The organism is Pseudomonas koreensis (assembly GCF_025447595.1).
In the GTDB taxonomy this organism is placed as follows: domain Bacteria; phylum Pseudomonadota; class Gammaproteobacteria; order Pseudomonadales; family Pseudomonadaceae; genus Aquipseudomonas; species Aquipseudomonas koreensis_H.
On record NZ_JAOEJU010000018.1, the window covers coordinates 78,505 to 97,616 of the forward strand.

The 19,112-nt window shown below is 60.5% G+C and carries 14 protein-coding genes; 9 read left to right on the forward strand and 5 right to left on the reverse strand.

From position 1 onward, the window contains the following. Window positions 1–107: 107 nt before the first annotated feature. From N8H71_RS20615 to N8H71_RS20645, 7 genes are all read left to right on the forward strand, one after another. Window positions 108–1,034 carry a glutamate/aspartate ABC transporter substrate-binding protein gene (locus tag N8H71_RS20615; protein WP_085684520.1) on the forward strand — a complete coding sequence of 309 codons (927 nt, stop codon included), beginning with the start codon at window positions 108–110 and terminating at the stop codon, window positions 1,032–1,034. Window positions 1,035–1,226: 192 nt separating this feature from the next. Then, window positions 1,227–1,973 carry an amino acid ABC transporter permease gene (locus N8H71_RS20620; protein ID WP_262195447.1) on the forward strand — a complete coding sequence of 249 codons (747 nt, stop codon included), beginning with the start codon at window positions 1,227–1,229 and terminating at the stop codon, window positions 1,971–1,973. Further along, complete coding sequence (locus N8H71_RS20625) at window positions 1,973–2,644, forward strand: amino acid ABC transporter permease (protein ID WP_248742757.1); 672 nt, start codon at window positions 1,973–1,975, stop codon at window positions 2,642–2,644. Before N8H71_RS20620 ends, N8H71_RS20625 begins: the two co-directional genes overlap by 1 nt. Next, window positions 2,641–3,375, forward strand: coding sequence for an amino acid ABC transporter ATP-binding protein (locus N8H71_RS20630; RefSeq protein WP_007953170.1), 735 nt, complete (start codon window positions 2,641–2,643; stop codon window positions 3,373–3,375). The genes N8H71_RS20625 and N8H71_RS20630 overlap by 4 nt, the downstream gene beginning before the upstream one ends. A 165-nt stretch (window positions 3,376–3,540) precedes the next feature. Then, window positions 3,541–5,454, forward strand: coding sequence for a sensor histidine kinase (locus N8H71_RS20635; protein WP_262195449.1), 1,914 nt, complete (start codon window positions 3,541–3,543; stop codon window positions 5,452–5,454). Further along, a complete protein-coding gene (locus tag N8H71_RS20640; protein ID WP_262195450.1) occupies window positions 5,451–6,779 on the forward strand; it encodes a sigma-54-dependent transcriptional regulator in 1,329 nt (442 codons plus the stop codon). The genes N8H71_RS20635 and N8H71_RS20640 overlap by 4 nt, the downstream gene beginning before the upstream one ends. 20 nt (window positions 6,780–6,799) lie before the next feature. Beyond that, complete coding sequence (locus tag N8H71_RS20645; protein ID WP_162831789.1) at window positions 6,800–7,129, forward strand: GlpM family protein; 330 nt, start codon at window positions 6,800–6,802, stop codon at window positions 7,127–7,129. A 1-nt stretch (window position 7,130) separates the two neighbouring features. Here N8H71_RS20645 and N8H71_RS20650 read toward each other — a convergent pair whose 3' ends face one another. Continuing rightward, a complete protein-coding gene (locus tag N8H71_RS20650; RefSeq protein WP_262195452.1) occupies window positions 7,131–8,165 on the reverse strand; it encodes an alpha/beta fold hydrolase in 1,035 nt (344 codons plus the stop codon). Between the two features lie 212 nt (window positions 8,166–8,377). Here N8H71_RS20650 and N8H71_RS20655 point away from each other — a divergent pair, with 212 nt between their 5' ends. After that, complete coding sequence (locus N8H71_RS20655) at window positions 8,378–13,960, forward strand: dermonecrotic toxin domain-containing protein (protein ID WP_347710524.1); 5,583 nt, start codon at window positions 8,378–8,380, stop codon at window positions 13,958–13,960. Window positions 13,961–14,025: 65 nt separating this feature from the next. On the opposite strand, the gene metE is transcribed toward N8H71_RS20655, so the two are convergent. Next, on the reverse strand, window positions 14,026–16,338 hold the full coding sequence (gene metE, locus N8H71_RS20660) for a 5-methyltetrahydropteroyltriglutamate--homocysteine S-methyltransferase (RefSeq protein WP_262195454.1): 2,313 nt from the start codon (window positions 16,336–16,338) through the stop codon (window positions 14,026–14,028). Between the two features lie 111 nt (window positions 16,339–16,449). Here metE and metR point away from each other — a divergent pair, with 111 nt between their 5' ends. Further along, window positions 16,450–17,367 (forward strand): transcriptional regulator MetR, encoded by a 918-nt coding sequence (gene metR / locus N8H71_RS20665; protein ID WP_085709456.1) that lies wholly within the window; start codon window positions 16,450–16,452, stop codon window positions 17,365–17,367. A 114-nt stretch (window positions 17,368–17,481) separates the two neighbouring features. On the opposite strand, the gene N8H71_RS20670 is transcribed toward metR, so the two are convergent. From N8H71_RS20670 to N8H71_RS20680, 3 genes are read right to left on the reverse strand one after another with little or no spacing between them, the layout of a single operon-like run. Next, entirely contained in the window at window positions 17,482–17,991 is a 510-nt protein-coding gene (locus N8H71_RS20670; protein ID WP_262195457.1) for a GNAT family N-acetyltransferase, read from the reverse strand. Between the two features lies 1 nt (window position 17,992). Beyond that, window positions 17,993–18,631 (reverse strand): LysE family translocator, encoded by a 639-nt coding sequence (locus tag N8H71_RS20675; protein ID WP_179693875.1) that lies wholly within the window; start codon window positions 18,629–18,631, stop codon window positions 17,993–17,995. Window positions 18,632–18,654: 23 nt separating this feature from the next. Continuing rightward, window positions 18,655–19,080 carry an NUDIX hydrolase gene (locus tag N8H71_RS20680; RefSeq protein WP_262195459.1) on the reverse strand — a complete coding sequence of 142 codons (426 nt, stop codon included), beginning with the start codon at window positions 19,078–19,080 and terminating at the stop codon, window positions 18,655–18,657. Window positions 19,081–19,112: the final 32 nt, after the last annotated feature.

Here is a 19,112-nt window from a genome sequence, read left to right on the forward strand (position 1 = left end):
TTCGACGAATGCCTGTTGCGCCAGCACGACAGGAGCCGTCAGGCATTCGAAGTACAAAGGGCCCGCTCAACCGGCTCCATAAAAAAAACAATGTCGAGGAAAATTTGATGCGCATCGTTCCCCATATCCTGGGCGCAGCCATTGCTGCCGCTCTGATCAGCACACCAGTTTTCGCTGCCGAACTCACCGGCACCCTTAAGAAGATCAACGACTCGGGCACCATCACCCTCGGGCATCGTGACAGCTCCATTCCCTTCTCCTACATCGCCGATGCTTCGGGCAAACCCGTGGGCTACTCCCACGACATTCAGGTCGCTATCGTCGAAGCCCTGAAAAAAGACCTGAACAAGCCTGACCTGAACGCCAAGTACAACCTGGTCACCTCGCAAACCCGTATTCCTCTGGTGCAGAACGGCACCGTGGATATCGAGTGTGGCTCCACCACCAATAACGCCGAACGCGCCCAGCAAGTCGACTTCACCGTCAACATTTTCGAAATCGGCACCCGCCTGCTGGTCAAGAAAGACAAGGAAGGCAAGCCGTCCTACAACGACTTTGCCGATCTGAAAGGCAAGAACGTCGTGACCACCGCCGGTACCACCTCCGAGCGCATCATCAAGGCGATGAACGCCGACAAGCAGATGGGCATGAACGTCATCTCTGCCAAGGACCATGGCGAATCCTTCCAGATGCTGGAGAGCGGCCGCGCCGTCGCCTTCATGATGGACGACGCCCTGCTGGCCGGCGAAGAAGCCAAGGCCAAAAAGCCGGACGACTGGGTCATCACCGGTACTCCACAGTCCTTTGAAGCCTACGCGTGCATGGTTCGCAAAGACGACCCGGCCTTCAAGAAGGCTGTAGACGACGCCATCGTCGCGCTCTACAAGTCCGGCGAGATCAACAAGATCTACAGCAAGTGGTTCGAAAGCCCGATCCCGCCTAAGGGTCTGAACCTGAACTTCCCGATGAGCGAAAAGGTTAAAGAGCTGATCGCCAATCCGAGCGACAAGCCTGCGCCAGACGTAAAAATCTGACACTGATCTAACCTTGTCACCTGAGGGGGCCAATCCTCCCTCGGGCGACAGTTAATACCTGCTGGCTTCAACTGGAACACTCGACCTGGTGGTTTTCGAGCCGATCGCGTGTGCCTGACGTTCAACGTCAGACGGGAAAGGATCTTCCCCAGGCGGGCACTTGTACATCGATCGAATCGAGGGGAGACCCTAATGAATTACAACTGGGACTGGGGCGTGTTCTTCAAGTCCACCGGCGTGGGCAGCGAGACTTATCTCGACTGGTTCATCTCCGGCCTGGGCTGGACCATCGCCATCGCCGTCGTGGCCTGGATCATCGCCCTGCTGCTGGGCTCGCTGCTGGGCATCATGCGCACCGTGCCGAACCGCATCGTGTCGGGCATCGCGACCTGCTACGTCGAACTGTTCCGCAACGTGCCGCTGCTGGTTCAGCTGTTCATCTGGTACTTCCTGGTGCCGGACCTGCTGCCACCGGATCTGCAAGAGTGGTACAAGCAGGATCTGAACCCGACCACCTCGGCCTACCTGAGCGTTGTCGTGTGCCTGGGCCTGTTCACCGCCGCCCGGGTCTGCGAACAGGTTCGCACCGGTATCCAGGCGCTGCCGCGCGGCCAGGAATCCGCCGCCCGCGCCATGGGTTTCAAGCTGCCGCAGATCTACTGGAACGTGCTGCTGCCCCAGGCCTACCGGATCATCATTCCGCCGCTCACCTCGGAATTCCTGAACGTGTTCAAGAACTCCTCCGTGGCGTCCCTGATCGGTCTGATGGAGCTGCTGGCGCAAACCAAACAGACCGCCGAATTCTCGGCCAACCTGTTTGAAGCCTTCACCCTGGCGACCCTGATCTATTTCACCCTGAACATGAGCCTGATGCTGCTGATGCGCATGGTCGAGAAGAAAGTCTCCGTGCCCGGCCTGATCTCCGTGGGGGGTAAATGATGGAATTCGATTTCAGTGGCATCGTCCCGGCCATTCCCGGTCTGTGGAACGGCATGCTGATGACCCTCAAGCTGATGGCGCTGGGCGTGGTCGGCGGGATCATCCTCGGCACCATCCTCGCGTTGTGCCGTCTGTCCCACAACAAACTGCTGTCGAACCTCGCCGGCGCCTACGTCAACTATTTCCGTTCGATCCCGCTGCTGCTGGTGATCACCTGGTTCTATCTGGCAGTGCCGTTCGTGCTGCGCTGGATCACCGGCGAAGACACCCCGATCGGCGCATTCACCTCGTGCATCGTGGCCTTCATGATGTTCGAAGCGGCGTACTTCTGCGAAATCGTCCGGGCCGGCGTGCAGTCGATTCCGAAGGGCCAGATGGGCGCGGCGCAGGCACTGGGCATGACCTACGGCCAGATGATGCGCCTGATCATCCTGCCTCAGGCGTTCCGCAAGATGACCCCGCTGCTGCTGCAGCAGAGCATAATCCTGTTCCAGGACACCTCGCTGGTCTACACCGTGGGCCTGGTGGACTTCCTCAACTCCGCCCGCTCCAGCGGCGACATCATCGGACGCTCCAATGAGTTCCTGATCTTTGCCGGTGTCGTCTACTTCATCATCAGCTTTGCCGCCTCGCAGCTGGTCAAGCGTCTGCAAAAAAGGTTCGCCGTATGATCTCTATCAAGAACATCAACAAGTGGTATGGGGACTTCCAGGTGCTGACCGATTGCAGCACCGAGGTCAAAAAGGGTGAAGTGATCGTGGTCTGCGGCCCGTCGGGTTCGGGCAAGTCGACCCTGATCAAGTGCGTCAACGCGCTGGAGCCGTTCCAGAAAGGCGACATCGTGGTCGACGGCACATCGATTGCCGATCCGAAGACCAACCTGCCGAAACTGCGCTCGCGCGTCGGCATGGTGTTCCAGCATTTCGAACTGTTCCCGCACCTGACCATCACCGAAAACCTGACCATCGCGCAGATCAAGGTGCTGGGCCGCAGCAAGGAAGAAGCAACCAAGAAAGGCCTGCAACTACTCGAGCGCGTCGGCCTCTCGGCTCACGCCCACAAGCATCCGGGCCAACTGTCCGGCGGACAGCAACAGCGTGTGGCGATCGCCCGTGCGCTGGCGATGGACCCGATCGTCATGCTGTTCGACGAACCGACCTCGGCGCTGGACCCGGAAATGGTCAACGAAGTGCTCGACGTGATGGTGCAACTGGCCCACGAAGGCATGACCATGATGTGCGTGACCCACGAAATGGGCTTCGCCCGCAAAGTGGCCGACCGCGTGATCTTCATGGACGCCGGCAAGATCATCGAAGACTGCAAGAAAGAAGAGTTCTTTGGCGACATCAGCCAGCGCTCCGAACGCGCGCAGCATTTCCTCGAGAAAATCCTGCAGCACTGATCAAGCAGGCGCCGCCCCCCACTGTGGGAGCGAGCTTGCTCGCGAAGAGGCCAGTACATTCAACCTTCAAGTTGGTTGATCTACCGCTTTCGCGAGCAAGCTCGCTCCCACAATGGTTGATGGACGTCTGTAGATTTGTGTTGTGGTTGACCCAAGGCAACTGTGATGAAATGCGACCCCAATCTCTATCGCGCAACCACGCCATCACTTGCCGTGAAACCCCGTCTGATCCGCCACCTGCTCCTGCCGCCGCTGGTCATCGCCCTGATGATCGGACTGGGTTACATCGGCTTCTGGACCAGTGAACATTTCGGCATCCGAAGCCTCGGCGAAAACGGCCAGCGCCAGCTGGAACTGCACGCCCGCGCGGTCGAAAGCGAAATCAGCAAATACACCTACCTGCCCAGCCTGCTGGAACTCGAATCGAGCGTTTCGCAGTTGCTGGAAGACCCTACCCCGGAACACCGGCAAACGGTCAACGATTACCTTGAAGGCCTGAACCGGCGCAGCCGCAGTCGGGCCATCTACGTCATGGACACCACCGGCCGCGTCATGGCCACCAGCAACTGGCGCGACGTCGACAGTTATCTCGGTGAAGACCTTTCATTCCGCGCCTACTTCCAGAACGCCATCCGCGGCCAGCCCGGCCGTTTCTACGGGATCGGCAGTACCAACGGCGAGCCCGGCTATTACCTGGCCCACGGCCTCGAAGAACACGGCAAGATCATCGGCGTCGCGGTGGTCAAGGTACGCCTGGAAGCCATGGAAGAACGCTGGCAGCGGGCACGTCTCGAAGCGTTCGTCAGCGATGAAAACGGCATCATCATTCTCTCCAGCGATCCGGCCCGACGCCTGAAATCGGTCGTGCCGTTGAGCGACGAGATCAAGGAAAAACTCGCCCGCAGCCTGCAGTACTACTGGTTCCCGCTCAATGAGCTGCAACCGCTGGCCCGGGAAACCCTGTCCGAAGGCGTGGAAAAACTCACTTTCCCGGCCAATAGCGAAGTCCCGAGCCAACAGGATGGCGATCAGGAAAACATCAGCTACCTGGCGCAAACACGGCCGCTGAGCGATACCCCGTGGAATTTCACCCTGCTCACGCCGTTGCAGGATCTGCGGCGCGAAGCGATCAATCAGGGGATTCTGGTAGCCATCGCCTTTGCACTGGTGGCGTTCCTGCTGATTGCCTGGAACGAACGCCGCAAGGTCATCGCCACCCGCCTCGCGGCCCGGGAAGCCTTGCAGGAAGCCAACAATCAGCTGGAGCGTCGGATTACCGAACGTACCGCCGACCTGCGCGCCAGCAACGACCGGCTCAAGAGCCAGATCCGCGAACGGCGTCAGGCCGAAGAGACGTTGCGCCGCGCCCAAGACGAACTGGTGCAGGCCGGCAAACTCGCGGCCATCGGCCAGATGTCCACCAGCATCGCCCACGAATTGAACCAGCCGCTGGCGGCGATGCGCACGTTATCGGGCAATACGGTGCGCTTCCTCGAACGGGGCCAGCTCGACGTCGCCAGCACCAACCTCAAGACCATCAACGACCTGATTGACCGCATGGGCCGGATTACCGCCAGCCTGCGCTCCTTTGCCCGGCGCGGTGACGACAAGGGCCGCGCCAGCCTCGGCAAGGCCGTAGATGCCGCCCTGCAGGTGCTCGGTACCCGTGTGGAAAGTGCCTCCCTGCAACTGCATCGTCATTTCGAGGATGTGCAGGTACAAATCGACCAGACGCGACTGGAACAGATTCTGGTCAACCTGATCGGCAATGCCCTCGACGCCATGCAGGCGCAACCGCTGCCTGAACTGTGGCTGGAGGGTGAGGAATTCAACGGCAAATATCGCCTGCGTGTACGCGACAACGGTCACGGCATCGACGCCGAAGCGCGCAAGCACCTGTTCGAACCGTTCTTCACCACCAAGCCCGGCGAACAGGGCCTGGGCCTCGGCCTGACCCTGTCGGCCAGCCTCGCCGCCGCCACCGGCGGGCATCTGGGTGTCGAACACCCGGCCAGCGGTGGTACCACCTTCGTCCTCAGTTTACCGTTGGTAAGCCCTATTCCTGCCGAGCCAATATGAACAACGACCTTAGTGTGCTGATCGTCGAAGACGATCCCCATGTGCTGCTCGGTTGCCAGCAGGCGCTGACCCTGGAAGATATCCCCTGCATCGGCGTGGGCAGTGCCGAAGAGGCGCTGGAGCAGGTCGGCGACAACTTCGCCGGCATCGTCATCAGTGACATTCGCCTGCCCGGCATCGACGGTCTGGAACTGCTGACCCGCCTCAAGCAACGCGACCGTAGTCTGCCGGTGGTGCTGATCACCGGTCACGGCGACATTTCCATGGCCGTCGGCGCGATGCAGAAAGGCGCCTACGACTTCATGGAAAAACCGTTCTCCCCCGAGCGTCTGGTGGACGTGGCCCGCCGCGCGCTGGAGCAACGCAGCCTGAATCGCGAAGTCTCCTCCCTGCGCCGGCAACTGGCCGAACGCGACTCCCTTGAAGGGCGGATCATCGGGCGCTCGCCGGCCATGCAGAACCTGCGCGAACTGATCGCCAACGTTGCCGACACCTCGGCCAACGTGCTGATCGAAGGCGAGACCGGCACCGGCAAGGAACTGGTCGCCCGGTGCCTGCATGATTTCAGCCGCCGCCATACCAAACAGTTCGTCGCGCTGAACTGCGGTGGCCTGCCGGAAAACCTGTTCGAAAGCGAAATCTTCGGCCACGAAGCCAACGCCTTTACCGGCGCTGGCAAACGGCGGATCGGCAAGATCGAACACGCCGACGGCGGCACGCTGTTCCTCGACGAAGTGGAAAGCATGCCCCTGCCGTTGCAGATCAAACTGCTGCGGGTATTGCAGGAACGCACCCTCGAACGCCTCGGCTCGAACCAGAGCGTGGCGGTGGATTGCCGGGTGATTGCGGCCACCAAGTCCGACCTCGACGAATCGAGCAAGGCCGGGGAATTCCGCAGCGACTTGTACTACCGCCTCAACGTGGTGACGCTGGAACTGCCGCCCCTGCGCGAGCGCCGCGAAGACATCCTGCAATTGTTCGAACACTTCACCCAGCAGTCGGCCCTGCGCTTCGACCGCGCGCTGCCGGAGCTCGACAACCAGACCCTGTCGAGCCTGATGAGCCACGACTGGCCGGGCAACGTGCGCGAACTGCGCAACGTCGCCGAGCGTTTTGCCCTCGGTTTGCCGGCGTTCAAGAAAACCGGCGCGGGTAACGCAGGCCAGAGCCTGGCGTTCGCCGAAGCGGTGGAAGCGTTCGAGCGCAACCTGCTCAGCGATGCCCTGCAACGCAGCGGCGGCAACCTGACCCAGGCCAGCCTGGAGCTGGGCATGGCCAAGACCACGCTGTTCGACAAAGTGAAAAAATACGGCCTGAGCCATTAAGCGAGAACGATGTGGATCTGATTTTCAAGGCAATGCTCGGTGCGGCAGTGGTGGTGATCCTCGCCATGCTGGCCAAGACCAAAAACTACTACATCGCAGGGCTTGTGCCGCTGTTCCCGACCTTCGCCCTGATCGCCCACTACATCGTCGGCAAGGGCCGCTCGATCGACGACCTGAAAACCACCATCGTCTTCGGCATGTGGTCGATCATTCCGTACTTCGTCTATCTGGCGACGCTTTACGTGATGGTCGACCGCATGCGCCTGGAGGCTTCGCTGGCAGTCGCGGCGGTTGCGTGGCTGATGGCAGCGACGGTGCTGGTGTCGGTGTGGGTGCGGCTACACGCCTGAATCAAAGCAGGTTGTGTTCCGCCACCGGTTCGATCTGCGCCCAGTGCGAAGTGTCTTCGCGATGCTCGCGCAAATACGGCAACACCGCCGCCAGCAACGGCTCCTTGAACGCTTCCTGAAAACGGTGCGCCAGCCCCGGAATCAACCGCAGCTGACTGCCACGAATGTGCGCCGCGAGGTGCACGCCGTGCATTACCGGCAGCAACGGATCCGCCGTGCCATGCACCACCAGCGTCGGGACACGCAGTTGATTGAGCAACGCCACCCGGCTTGGCTCGGCGAGGATTGCCATGATCTGGCGCTTCACGCCTTCCGGATTGAACGCACGGTCGTAGGACAGCGCCGCCTGATGCAGCAACATCTGACGATCATCAGTGACCGTCGGACTGCCCAGCGCCGCCAGCAGATCAGCCTGTTGCTCCAACGCGATCTGGCGATTGGGGGCGCCACGCCGTGACAACAATTGCACCAGCGCCGCGCTCGGCGCCGGCAGCCCTTCGGCACCGGAGCTGGTCATGATCAGCGTCAGACTTTCGACCCGCTGCGGCGCCATCGCCGCCATGTGCTGGGCGATCATCCCGCCCATGCTCGCGCCAAGTACGTGGAATCGCTCGACGTGCAATGCGTCCATCAGGCCCAGCGCATCGTCGGCCATGTCGGTCAAGCTGTAAGGCGCCGCCACCGGCAGGCCAAGTTTGTAGCGCAGCACTTCAAAGGTCAGGTTGGCTTCCACCGGCGCCTGACGCCAGGTCGACAGGCCGACATCGCGGTTGTCATAACGGATCACCCGAAAGCCCTGCTGACACAGCGCAACCACCACTTCATCCGGCCAGTGGATCAACTGCCCACCCAGCCCCATCACCAGCAACAACGCCGGATCCGACGCCCGGCCGATGCTCTGGTAAGCGAGGCTCACCTGTTGCAGATCGACCCGTTCGGTCGGCACGTTCACATCGCAACGCGATGCCGCCAGAGTTGCCTGGCCGAAAAAAACCGCGGCCAACAACGCCGCGATTGCAAAAAATCCCTTGAACATGAAAAACACCGAAACGCAGAACCCCAGTAGAGCGCGAGTCTGATGAAGTTTGTTCAAGCGCGCTGCCACAGTTCGATGACAGTTTGATGAAGAGTGCCGAGCGGTCATTGCCGTCGGCGATAACCCTGTAACACCACAGCTACGGGGCGCTTTCTTTCAATGGCTCGTTACAGGGAGTGGATCTGCCGCTCCCCATCTGGAGCCTCTTGACCATGCCCCAAAGTATATTTACCGATCATGCAGTGCCTGCGCCGCAAGTCTGGCCTGCTTCGCTGCCCTTGCCGGCGAACGTTGACAGTGCCCTGCTGCACAGCGCTCTTGAGCGTTGGCAAAGCGCAAGCGATGGTTTGCGCGAACTGTTCGCCGGCGTGCCGTCCACCCGTGCTTCGCTGACCGATTTGCTGGAGCGCGAACTCGATCTGGGCGAGCCGGGGTCAGGCCTGATGTTTATTGCCTCGGATCAGCACGCCGAGCAATTTGTCGGCTTCGCGCCAGTCTGTGCGTTCATCTATCGACAATCCCGACTGGACACAGCGCTCGACCGCCCCTGTCGTGTATCCGGCCTGGGCAGTCGACACTCATTGGCCGGTCTTACACCGCTGCAACTGCTTGCCCGGATCAAGGCCCTTGATCCGGAAAAGGAACTGACCCGGCGCTGGAGCTCGTATTGGGATGCCCGCTCGCCCGGCACGCCGGTTTCGCGCCGCGAACACGCCGGCCAGTTGTACCACTCGCACCTGGAGGCGACGGCTCAGGCAGCACTGGCACAGCGCACGCTGACCGCCGACCAGCTACGGCCATTGTGGCGACTCATGGACAGTTCATCTGCTGATCCGCGTCCGGATGACCAACCGATACATTGCGAGCGCCTGGAACGGATGCCGGACGACAGCTGCCGGACCGGTTTTCCCGGTACCTGGGTGATGAGTGATGGCGACCGACAGTCCGGACGGCAATTGCTGTATTTGCCCGATCAACCAGTGCCGTTGCAGGCCTTCGTCAACCGCAGTGAAATGGAGGCATGGTTGTGCGACCAGGCGCTGGTTCCACAGGCATTGACGACCTGCGCGATACCCTTCGAATACAGTGCCGGGGCCCTGCCTTTTTCGACTGGCATGACCGAAGTGCTGAACCGGATGCAACACGCCCGGATCGACGCCTTGCGCCTCGCTTCGTTCGATCGGTCGGGGCTTGCCGGGTGGGGTGAGCAGGCACTGGATCCGGCTGATCTTGTGGATAGACAGCACAGTAGGTGTGGAGTGGCGGCTCCACCACCCGCCTCGTCAGAATCGACAGCAATAGACGAGGATGACGAGCCATCTCTGTTCGGTGCCCTGTTCGCAGACATACCCTGGCCGGTGCGTCAGTCGGCAATGGAGGGGCAGCGCAACGCTCTGCATGGCAGGTTGAATGAAACCGGAGATGAAGGGCAGAAAATGCTCGATGAGCATTTCCAGCGTATGGAGGATGCAGAGCACGCCGCGGATATGGCCGCCCAAGCACTGGTATACCGTGAACGGGCGCTGGATACCGTCACCTTCAACCGTGCGTTCACCGAACTTCATCGTGCGCATAAAACAGGCCTGCTCGCCGAAGCCGAACTTCAAAAAGAACTCAAGCAACTGAGCGAGGAGCAGTTCCAGGACCTGAAGACGGCACTGGATTACTCGGCCCCCCATGACACCACGCTGTGCGCGGCCGAAATAGAACTGTCGATGCATCAGCGAAAAGACTCACTGATCACCCGCGACCGACAAACACTCAACGGGCCGCTGGTCATCACCCATCCTCGGGTTCTTTCTGAGCCGAACGCGCCAGACACTCTGTTGCTGTACTGGCCCGGCACAGGTGGCGGACTGCGACGGTTCGACAACCGGCGTGAGCTGGAACGTGAACTGTTCAAGATTCAGGAGCAGGATCCGTTACTGACCTTGCAACTGAAGAAAATCAGCGGCGACCCTCTGCAATATGCCTTGAATCAGGTAACCCGCGAATTCGAAGAGCGAGCCGGCACGATACGCCGGCAGTACGCTGGGGAGGCGCAATCAGCGCAGCGTGCCGAGCACCTGGAAACGCTGAACCAACAGTATCGCTCGACCCTGCAAGTCCCCGTCAGCGCCGCCCGGCATCGGGCGATCGCCGAACTCAGGCAGCAAAATACAAACGCCCGCCTGGCTTCCGGCTTGCCGGACTGGCTGAGCAGCCTGTCCGACAACGATCGTAACGGGCTCGGATCGTTGATCGGGTTTTACATCAAGGCCATGCAACGTAGTCACCGGCTGATGGAAATTGCCTTGCCGCCTCGTGACGAGTTCACCCGCAAGCACTTGTATGCACGGCTACGCAGGGATTTTTCGGTCATCGGGAATTTCACCGTAAGAGTCGATTTGCCTGACTCGGTGGCGATGCAAAAGCACACAGTCAACGCTCCCGGCGCGCCCGGCACACCACAGAAGCTCCAACTGGTACCGAGCGCAGCACGCAGCACGATGTCTCTCGAAGACCTTGTCCAGCTCAACATCGACAACACCCCATCCATGAGCCTCGAGCCGCTGTTGCTGCGTCTGGGTTTCATGAAACTGGAGGTGACGGCCACCGACGAGAAAGAACGCCAGGCCCTGACCGCCGGCATCACCAAAAGTTATCTGAGCAAGACCCTGCCGGATCTTGACCTGCCCGAAGCCTACGAAACCCTTATTCGCCAAGTGTTCATGGGCTCGAACGATGACCTGCCTTACGTCAACCAGCATCGTCGCGAATGCCTGCTCGAACCCTGGCGGGTGATGCTCAGATTGCAAGGCGAATGTGCCCGGCTGCAGAAACAGATCAACGCGCAAGACCTGCACATTTTCAACATCGCCATTGATGCCGACACGCCACACGCCTGGCACTCGGGGCACAAACGTGTCGCGCTGCTGCCGGTCTTCCTCAGCGCAGGCGGCAAGGACACGCCAAACGAAGGCCCGGTGACTCTGTCCGGAGTGTGCTTGATCCACGAACAGGCCAGCGGCACGACCCTGCTGTACCTTCCCGACAGCCCCGACAACCGGTGTCTGCGCCGCCATGACAGTCTGGAGGCGGCACGCAAGGCGCTGTTCAACCTGTGCGCCCAGGACAAATGGGTCAGCTACCTGGCCGGTCGTGCTTTGCTGGGCAACATGCGCAGCCACCGATACCGGATCAGTCAGGCTGTGCTCAGGCACTTCGACGCCATGATCGGCATCGGCGAGCGCTGGCCGGCAACCACTTCACTGGCTGCTCACTTGCTCGATGCCGATATGGGCCGACTGATCGAAGCCCATCGCGGCAACTCGCGCTCCAACGATGCGTTGTATCTGGAGCGCTACGCCCTCAGCGGACCGCGTACGATGAACTACATCAAAATGGCCTTGGGTCTTGTACCTTTTGTCGGCACCGCCATTGGTCTGTATGACGCCTGGACCAGCGCCAATCAGGCCGTGACCGCTTTTATGCGAGGGCACGTGGGCGACGGTCTGGCCGAAATCGAGTCATTGCTGTTGGCGCTGATCGAAGCGCTGATGGACATCTTGCCCGCCGCCGGAGCGGGAGCCGGGGCCGGCGCAGCCGGTCGTGTCCGGTCCCTGACGAATAGCCGTCAGTTGCGCCGGACGATGACGGGCTCCGGCGCATTGCAATCATCCGACGCCAGAAGATTGAACCAGATCGGAAAACGCTTCGATGGCTACGAGTGCGCCCAACCGATCTTCCTGAGCGGCCTGCAACCCGCCAGCGCCGGTCTTTTTCGCAACGTTTACCGGCATGCGGACGGCGACTTCATCGTTCGTCAGGGACGCATCTATCAGGTTGAACTGAGCAAGGACTCACGGGGATGGCGCCTGAGCGGCAACTCACAGAAAACCTACAAACAGCCGGTTGCCCTGGATGAAACAGGCAACTGGGATACGCACTTTGGGGTTTACGGAACCACATTCGACGGCGGCGGCGCAGGTGGCGGCAATGTATTCGGACATCTGGCCGACGTGCTGGACCCCGTCTGGCCCATGTCAATTCGTCAACGGTTGCCACGCTGGTGGGGGGACCGGGTCTTTCGCCGTCAGCATCAGTTGACTGACGCCGCCGATGATCTGGCTCGACAAATAGACGCCCGCTTCACCGAAAGTTGCGCCGTCATCAACCGCTACAGCAACGCTCCCGTGGACCAGCAACCGGCCTTGAGACCAGCCGCCGAAGCGGCCTGCATCGGTGACATCGAAATGGCCAGCAGGCGTTACCGGATACTGGTCGAACTGCTCCCCCTGACCCATGGCAACAAACGACGAAAGTTGAATGAATGCATGAGCCTGGACGCCTGGAAAGTCACTGACCGCCTTCAACTGCGCGTCCACCACGCCACATCCCGGGTAAGTCCTTTGCTGGACCGTATAGATGCGCTTATCGAGCGTCTGGACGAACTGCCTGCAGACCGGCTGGTCGAGCGTGTGTCCGCCCATAGGCAGGTCCGCGGATTACGGGTGGAAATGATGCAGCAAATCGAAGCGATCGAAGGGTTGATGCGCGACCTCAACCATTGGTACGAACGCATCAGCCTTCCCAAGGACAAGGCCAATATCCGGGTTGAGGTCGAGGCTATGAACAAACGTCTCAGCGAGCCGAAATTGCTCTATCTGAAAATCGGCAGCCAGCTGGAAATCGTCCAGCGTGTCGACCATCTCGACGAAGTCTCTCTGCACTTTCTGCACAACCAGGCCCGACAACTGCGGGACAGAATGGATCGCGCGTTGTACACGCAATTCTGCCTTCCCGAGACGAGCGCTACCCGCCCGCAACGCAATCAGATATTGCAGGACTGCCTCGACACTTACGCACAGTTTCGTCGAGCGATGACCGCGTGGACAGCCAGCTACTCCCAACACTTTCACATGGATGATGTGCCCTCCCTGATGGAGGGTATCGAGAAAATGGCCGAGCGGGCACGCAGAACCCTTGAGTTGCCGAATGTCCCTTCGCCAACCGGCCAAACCAACAAAAAGATCTTCACCACCGAAGACAATCAGTTGTTGATTGGCGTTGAACATTGGGAATCGACGACTCAGACACGCCGCTATCATTTGACCGGCAAGGGCGGCGCCGAAGAAATCTGGGAGCAGGCCGGCAACGGCAAGTACCGTCTGGTGAACTCCCGGGCCCGACCTTCGTCACCCGTGAAAACGGATCTGCGATCCCTGGTGGCAGATGCGAGTACACGACTGGAGCGTCTGCCGGCTTACCAGGTCAAGGTGGACATCCATGCCAGACAAGGCATGCTCCCTGTCGATCTGGAGCACATGATGGTCAGCGAAGCAGACGAAATGATTCGCCGGGCACAGGGGATAGAGCAGATCGATGCACAGAACCCGATTCTCGCCCTGCTGCGTGGCAAAGCCGTCGAACTCAGGATCCTCGGGCGACAGATGCGCACCCGTCAGTCACTGATCAGCAAGAACCCTACCGATGGCATGCTCGATGACCTGATCGGACAAAACGCCGTGAATCTGCGCAAGGTCCAGCCGCTGAAAAACCTCGGAAAGCGCAAGGACGGCCGCATCGACTATCTGCAGGAATACGAGATCCACGACCTGACCCAGGCACCGCCACGATTGCTGTGGTATGCCCACTTCCACTACACGAGGGCAACGCCCGGTTTTCACGATTTCGAAAAGGCCCATTTGAAACTGCCCGAACATCGATCCTTGACCCACGCAAACGATCCCTCACTGCCTCATGCCGACATCGGCAAACGCTCGTCGGTACTGACTCATTTCGAAAATCTGTAAAAACGAAAAGGGGGAGCGGTCCAGACCGCTCCCCCTGCTGTTGCGTCAAATCGCGACGGCAACGCTCAAGCCAACTGACTGCGCAATTGCCTTGCAGCCGCAACCATGTTGACCAGCGCCGCTTCGGTCTCCGGCCATGCGCGGGTCTTTAGGCCGCAATCGGGGTTGACCCACAGCCGCTGCGCCGGAATGCGCTTCACGGCTTTGCTCATCAACTTGACCATCTCGGCGGTGTCCGGCACGCGCGGCGAGTGGATGTCGTAGACGCCCGGACCGATATCGTTCGGGTAGTCGAACGCTTCGAAAGCCTCCAGCAGTTCCATGTCCGAACGTGAGGTTTCGATGGTGATCACGTCGGCGTCCATATCGGCGATCGCCTTGATCACGTCGTTGAATTCGCTGTAGCACATGTGGGTGTGAATCTGGGTTTCGTCCTTCACGCCCGACGCTGTCAGGCGGAACGCTTCCACGGCCCAATCGAGGTATTCCTGCCATTGCGCACGGCGCAGCGGCAGGCCTTCGCGGAACGCCGCTTCGTCGATCTGCACGATTTTGATTCCGGCGTTTTCCAGATCGACCACTTCGTCACGCAGGGCCAGCGCCAGTTGTTGCGCCTGGACTTTGCGCGACACGTCTTCACGGGGGAACGACCACATCAGCATGGTCACAGGGCCGGTCAGCATGCCTTTCATGACCTTGTCGGTCAGACTCTGGGCGTAGGTGATCCAGTCCAAGGTCATGGCCTCCGGACGGGACAGATCGCCATAAATCACCGCCGGTTTCACACAGCGGGAACCGTAGCTCTGAACCCAGCCGAAGCGGGTGAACAGGTAGCCGTCGAGCTGCTCGGCGAAGTACTCGACCATGTCGTTGCGTTCAGCTTCACCGTGCACCAATACATCAAGGCCCAGACGTTCCTGCACCTGTACCGCGTGGCGGATTTCGCTGCGCATGGCATCGTGATAATCGTTGGCCGACAGCTTGCCCTGCTTGAACGCCTGACGGGCCAGGCGAATCGAACCGGTCTGCGGGAACGAACCAATGGTGGTGGTCGGGAACGTCGGCAATTTCAGACGCGCCTGTTGCGCGGCGATGCGCTTGGCGAACGGAGAATGGCGTTGGCTGTCGTTGGCGTTGATCGCCTCGATCCGCGCCTGCACGGCGGCTTTGTGAATACGCGGCGAGCGGGCGCGGCTCTCTTGAATCGCGCGGCTTTCAGCCAGTGCGCTTTGCACTTTCGGCGTTTGCGGATCGTTCAGCGCATCACGCAAAACCGAGATTTCGCTGCACTTCTGCACGGCAAATGCCAGCCAGCTTTTCAGTTCCGGATCGAGCTTGTCTTCACGCTCGACATCCACCGGACTGTGCAGCAACGAGCAGGAACTGCTGACCCACAGGTTATCGCCAAAGCGCTCCTGCGCCGGTTGCAGTTGTGCCAGCGCCTGCTCCAGTTCGCAGCGCCAGACGTTGCGCCCGTTGACCAGACCGACCGAAAGAATCTTGTAGGTCGGCAGACGATCCAGCACCTGACCGAGTTGATCCGGCGCACGCACGGCGTCGATGTGCAGGCCTTGCACCGGCAGGCCGACGGCCAGGCCGAGGTTGTCTTGCAGGCCGCTGAAATAAGTAGCCACCAGTTTTTTCAGCGGCGAGTACTGAAGGATGTGATAGGCGCGCTCGAAGGCGTTTTTCCAGGCTTGCGGCAGGTCGAGCGTGAGGATCGGCTCGTCGATCTGCACCCACTCCACGCCCTGTGCGGCGAGGCGACCGAGGATTTCGTTGTACACCGGCAGCAGGCGCTCAAGCAGATCGAGTTTGTCGAAGTCGTTGCCTTTCGCCTTGCCCAGCCACAGATAAGTCAGCGGGCCGATGATCACCGGTTTGACGTTGTGACCGAGGGCTTTGGCTTCTTCGACTTCATCGAACAGCTGTTCCCAGCTCAGCTTGAATTGCTGGTCTGCGCTGAATTCCGGGACCAGGTAGTGGTAGTTGGTGTCGAACCACTTAGTCAGCTCTTGTGCGTACTGAGTTTTGCCGTGCTCACCACCGCAGCAGGACGACGTGGCGCCACGGGCCATGGCAAACAGCGTGTCGAGGGTCGGCAGGCCGCGCTCGTCACGCACACCGTCGAAGCGCTCGGGGATCACACCGAAGGTCAGCGAGTGGGTCAGCACCTGGTCGTACCAGGCGAAGTCGCCGACCGGCAGCAAGTCGATGCCGGCGTCCTTCTGCAGTTGCCAGTGTCTGGCGCGCAGCTCGCGACCGACCTGATTCAAAGCGGCCTGATCGAGATCACCTTTCCAACAGGCTTCGAGGGCTTTTTTCAGTTCGCGGTCGGCGCCGATGCGCGGGAAACCAAGGGTGTGGGCCACGGCCATGTCGAGTGTTCTCCATTGCGTAAAAGATGGCGCCATTGTCGACAGTCATGGCAACATGAGACAAACTCAACCTTTTCGTGTTGATCACAAATTTTCCTCATGGAGCCTGCGGTGCTTGAGATCCGTCACCTGAAAACCCTGCATGCCCTGCGCGAAGCCGACAGCCTGGTGGATGCAGCCGACCGCCTGCACCTGACCCAGTCGGCGCTGTCCCACCAGTTCAAGGAACTGGAAGAGCGCATGGGCATGCCATTGTTCGTGCGCAAGACCAAACCGGTGCGCTTCACCAGCGCCGGCCTGCGCCTGCTGCAACTGGCCGACGCGACCCTGCCGCTGCTGCGCGCCGCCGAGCGTGATATCGGACGTCTGGCCGGAGGTACCGCCGGGCGTCTGCACATGGCCATCGAATGCCACAGTTGCTTCCAGTGGCTGATGCCGACCATCGACCAGTTCCGCGATGCGTGGCCGGAAGTCGAACTCGACCTCGCTTCGGGTTTCTCCTTCGCCCCGCTGCCGGCCCTGGCCCGGGGCGATCTGGATCTGGTGGTGACCTCCGACCCGCTGGAAATCGCCGGCATCACTTATGTACCGCTGTTCACCTACGAGGCGATGTTGGCGGTTGCCAACCAGCACGCATTGGCAAGCAAACCGTACATCGTGCCCGAAGACCTGCTGACCGAAACCCTGATCACTTATCCGGTGGAACGCGACCGCCTCGATATCTTCACCCGCTTCCTCGAACCGGCCGACATCGAACCGGCGCAGGTGCGTACCTCGGAACTGACAGTGATGATGATGCAGCTGGTGGCCAGCGGCCGTGGCGTGTGCGGCATGCCGCACTGGGCGCTGCATGAATACAGCTCGCGCGGTTATGTGAAGGCCAAGCGGCTTGGCGAGAAAGGTCTGTTCGCAACGCTGTACGCGGCGATCCGCGCCGACATGCTGGACGCACCCTACATGCGCGATTTCCTGCTGACGGCCAAGGACACCTCGTTTTCGACGCTGGACGGGGTCAGCGCGGTTCGTTGATCGCACGAGTGATATGAATCAACTGTGGGAGCGAGCTTGCTCGCGATAGCAATCTAGCAGTCACCCTCCTGGTGACTGACAGTCAGTCATCGCGAGCAAGCTCGCTCCCACAGGTTATGTGTGAGGTTGGGGTTCACACCACATGTGGATCTTGTCGAAATAGTCCTCGCCGACCCGTACCGCCATCGGTTCAAGACCAAACTGGATGAAGCCGCAGCGTTGATACAACTGGAACGCCGCGTCATTGCCGGCGGTGACGGTCAATTGAATGACTTTCAGCGCCGGGTGTTGTTGCGCTTCGCCCAGCACCGCCTCCATCAATTTCAGGCCCAGCCCGCGCTGACGAAACTCAGCCGACACATACATGCCGAATACCGTTGCCTTGTGCCTGGCCTTTTCCCGAGGCTCGAACGCCAGGCCGACGATGCCCGCCAGCCGGCCGTCTTCGAACGCGCCGAACACTGCGTCGAGCTTGCTGGTCAGACGTGATTCCCACCAGCTCAGCGGCATCACTGCGCGCTCGCGCACACTGGAAGTGAACGCCTGTGGATGCCGGTCATAGGCTTCCAGCATCAATTCGCGATAAGCCAGCGCATGGCTGGCATCCAGCCGTTCGATCCACATGTCAGGCGGCCTTGCGTTGTTCAAGCATCAGCCGCACGGCCAGGCCGCCCAGCACGAAGCCCATGAAATAACGCTGCGCTGCCAGCCAGGTCGGGTTGTTGACGAACCACGATGCGATGCCCGCCGCAAACAGCGCGATCAGCAGGTTGACGCAGAAACTGACGCTGATCTGAGTCAGGCCGAGGATGATGCTTTGAGTGAACACCGAGCCGTGCTCTGGCGAAATGAATTGCGGAAATACCGAGAGGTAGAACACCGCGATTTTCGGGTTCAGCGCGCTGGTGAGAAAACCCATGGTGACCAGTTTGCGCGAGGAGTCCGCCGGCAATTGCTGCGCCTCGAACGGCGAACGGGCGCCGGGTTTCACCGCCTGCCAGGCCAGCCACAACAGGTACAGCGCGCCGGCCCACTTCAACACTTCATAGGCCATCGGCACCGCAAGAAACACCGCGGTCAAACCGGCGGCCGCCGCGAACAGATGCACGAAGAACCCCGCGACCACGCCAAGCAGCGAGGTCACCCCGGCGCGGCGTCCCTGACAGATCGACCGCGAGATCAGGTAGATCATGTTCGGCCCCGGCGTCAGTACCATCAGCAGTGCAGCGGCGGCAAAAATCAGCAGGTCTTGAAGCGGGATCATGACGAAGTCCTTTGCACGAATGATCAGGCGATCGCGGTCAGCGAGGCTCGATAAAACGGCAGGATCAGGTCACGTGTCAATGGGGCGAGAACCACATCGCCGTCGGTGGCCGGGTCGATCCAGATCACCTCTTCGATCTCGGCAGCCGGCAAGACTTGAGCGTCGATGGTCAACTGAAAGATCTCGGCCTGCACGACGAATCCCGGCTCGTTGGCGGCGGGTGCCGAGAACTGGCCGAGAAAGCTCGCCTGCGCCGGATCGATCGCCAGTCCCAGTTCTTCTTCCAGCTCACGGGCCAGCGCATGCACCGGCAGTTCATGGGCCTCGATCTTGCCGCCCGGTTGCATGAACGCCGTGGTGCCGCGCTTGCGCACCAGCAGGGTCTGGCCGTCGGGGTTGAGCAGCAATGCGGCGGCAATGCGAATGATGGAGTTATTTGTGGTCGACATGAACGGAAAGCCTTTGACTCAAAAAACGGCAA

Coding starts and splice junctions, on each gene's coding strand:
- N8H71_RS20620 (WP_262195447.1), top strand. CDS start 1,227: ATGAATTACAACTGGGACTGGGGCGTGTTCTTCAAGTCCACCGGCGTG.
- N8H71_RS20655 (WP_347710524.1), top strand. CDS start 8,378: ATGCCCCAAAGTATATTTACCGATCATGCAGTGCCTGCGCCGCAAGTC.
- N8H71_RS20625 (WP_248742757.1), top strand. CDS start 1,973: ATGGAATTCGATTTCAGTGGCATCGTCCCGGCCATTCCCGGTCTGTGG.
- N8H71_RS20675 (WP_179693875.1), bottom strand. CDS start 18,631: ATGATCCCGCTTCAAGACCTGCTGATTTTTGCCGCCGCTGCACTGCTG.
- N8H71_RS20630 (WP_007953170.1), top strand. CDS start 2,641: ATGATCTCTATCAAGAACATCAACAAGTGGTATGGGGACTTCCAGGTG.
- metE (WP_262195454.1), bottom strand. CDS start 16,338: ATGGCCGTGGCCCACACCCTTGGTTTCCCGCGCATCGGCGCCGACCGC.
- N8H71_RS20670 (WP_262195457.1), bottom strand. CDS start 17,991: ATGTGGATCGAACGGCTGGATGCCAGCCATGCGCTGGCTTATCGCGAA.
- N8H71_RS20650 (WP_262195452.1), bottom strand. CDS start 8,165: ATGTTCAAGGGATTTTTTGCAATCGCGGCGTTGTTGGCCGCGGTTTTT.
- N8H71_RS20615 (WP_085684520.1), top strand. CDS start 108: ATGCGCATCGTTCCCCATATCCTGGGCGCAGCCATTGCTGCCGCTCTG.
- N8H71_RS20640 (WP_262195450.1), top strand. CDS start 5,451: ATGAACAACGACCTTAGTGTGCTGATCGTCGAAGACGATCCCCATGTG.
- N8H71_RS20680 (WP_262195459.1), bottom strand. CDS start 19,080: ATGTCGACCACAAATAACTCCATCATTCGCATTGCCGCCGCATTGCTG.
- N8H71_RS20635 (WP_262195449.1), top strand. CDS start 3,541: ATGAAATGCGACCCCAATCTCTATCGCGCAACCACGCCATCACTTGCC.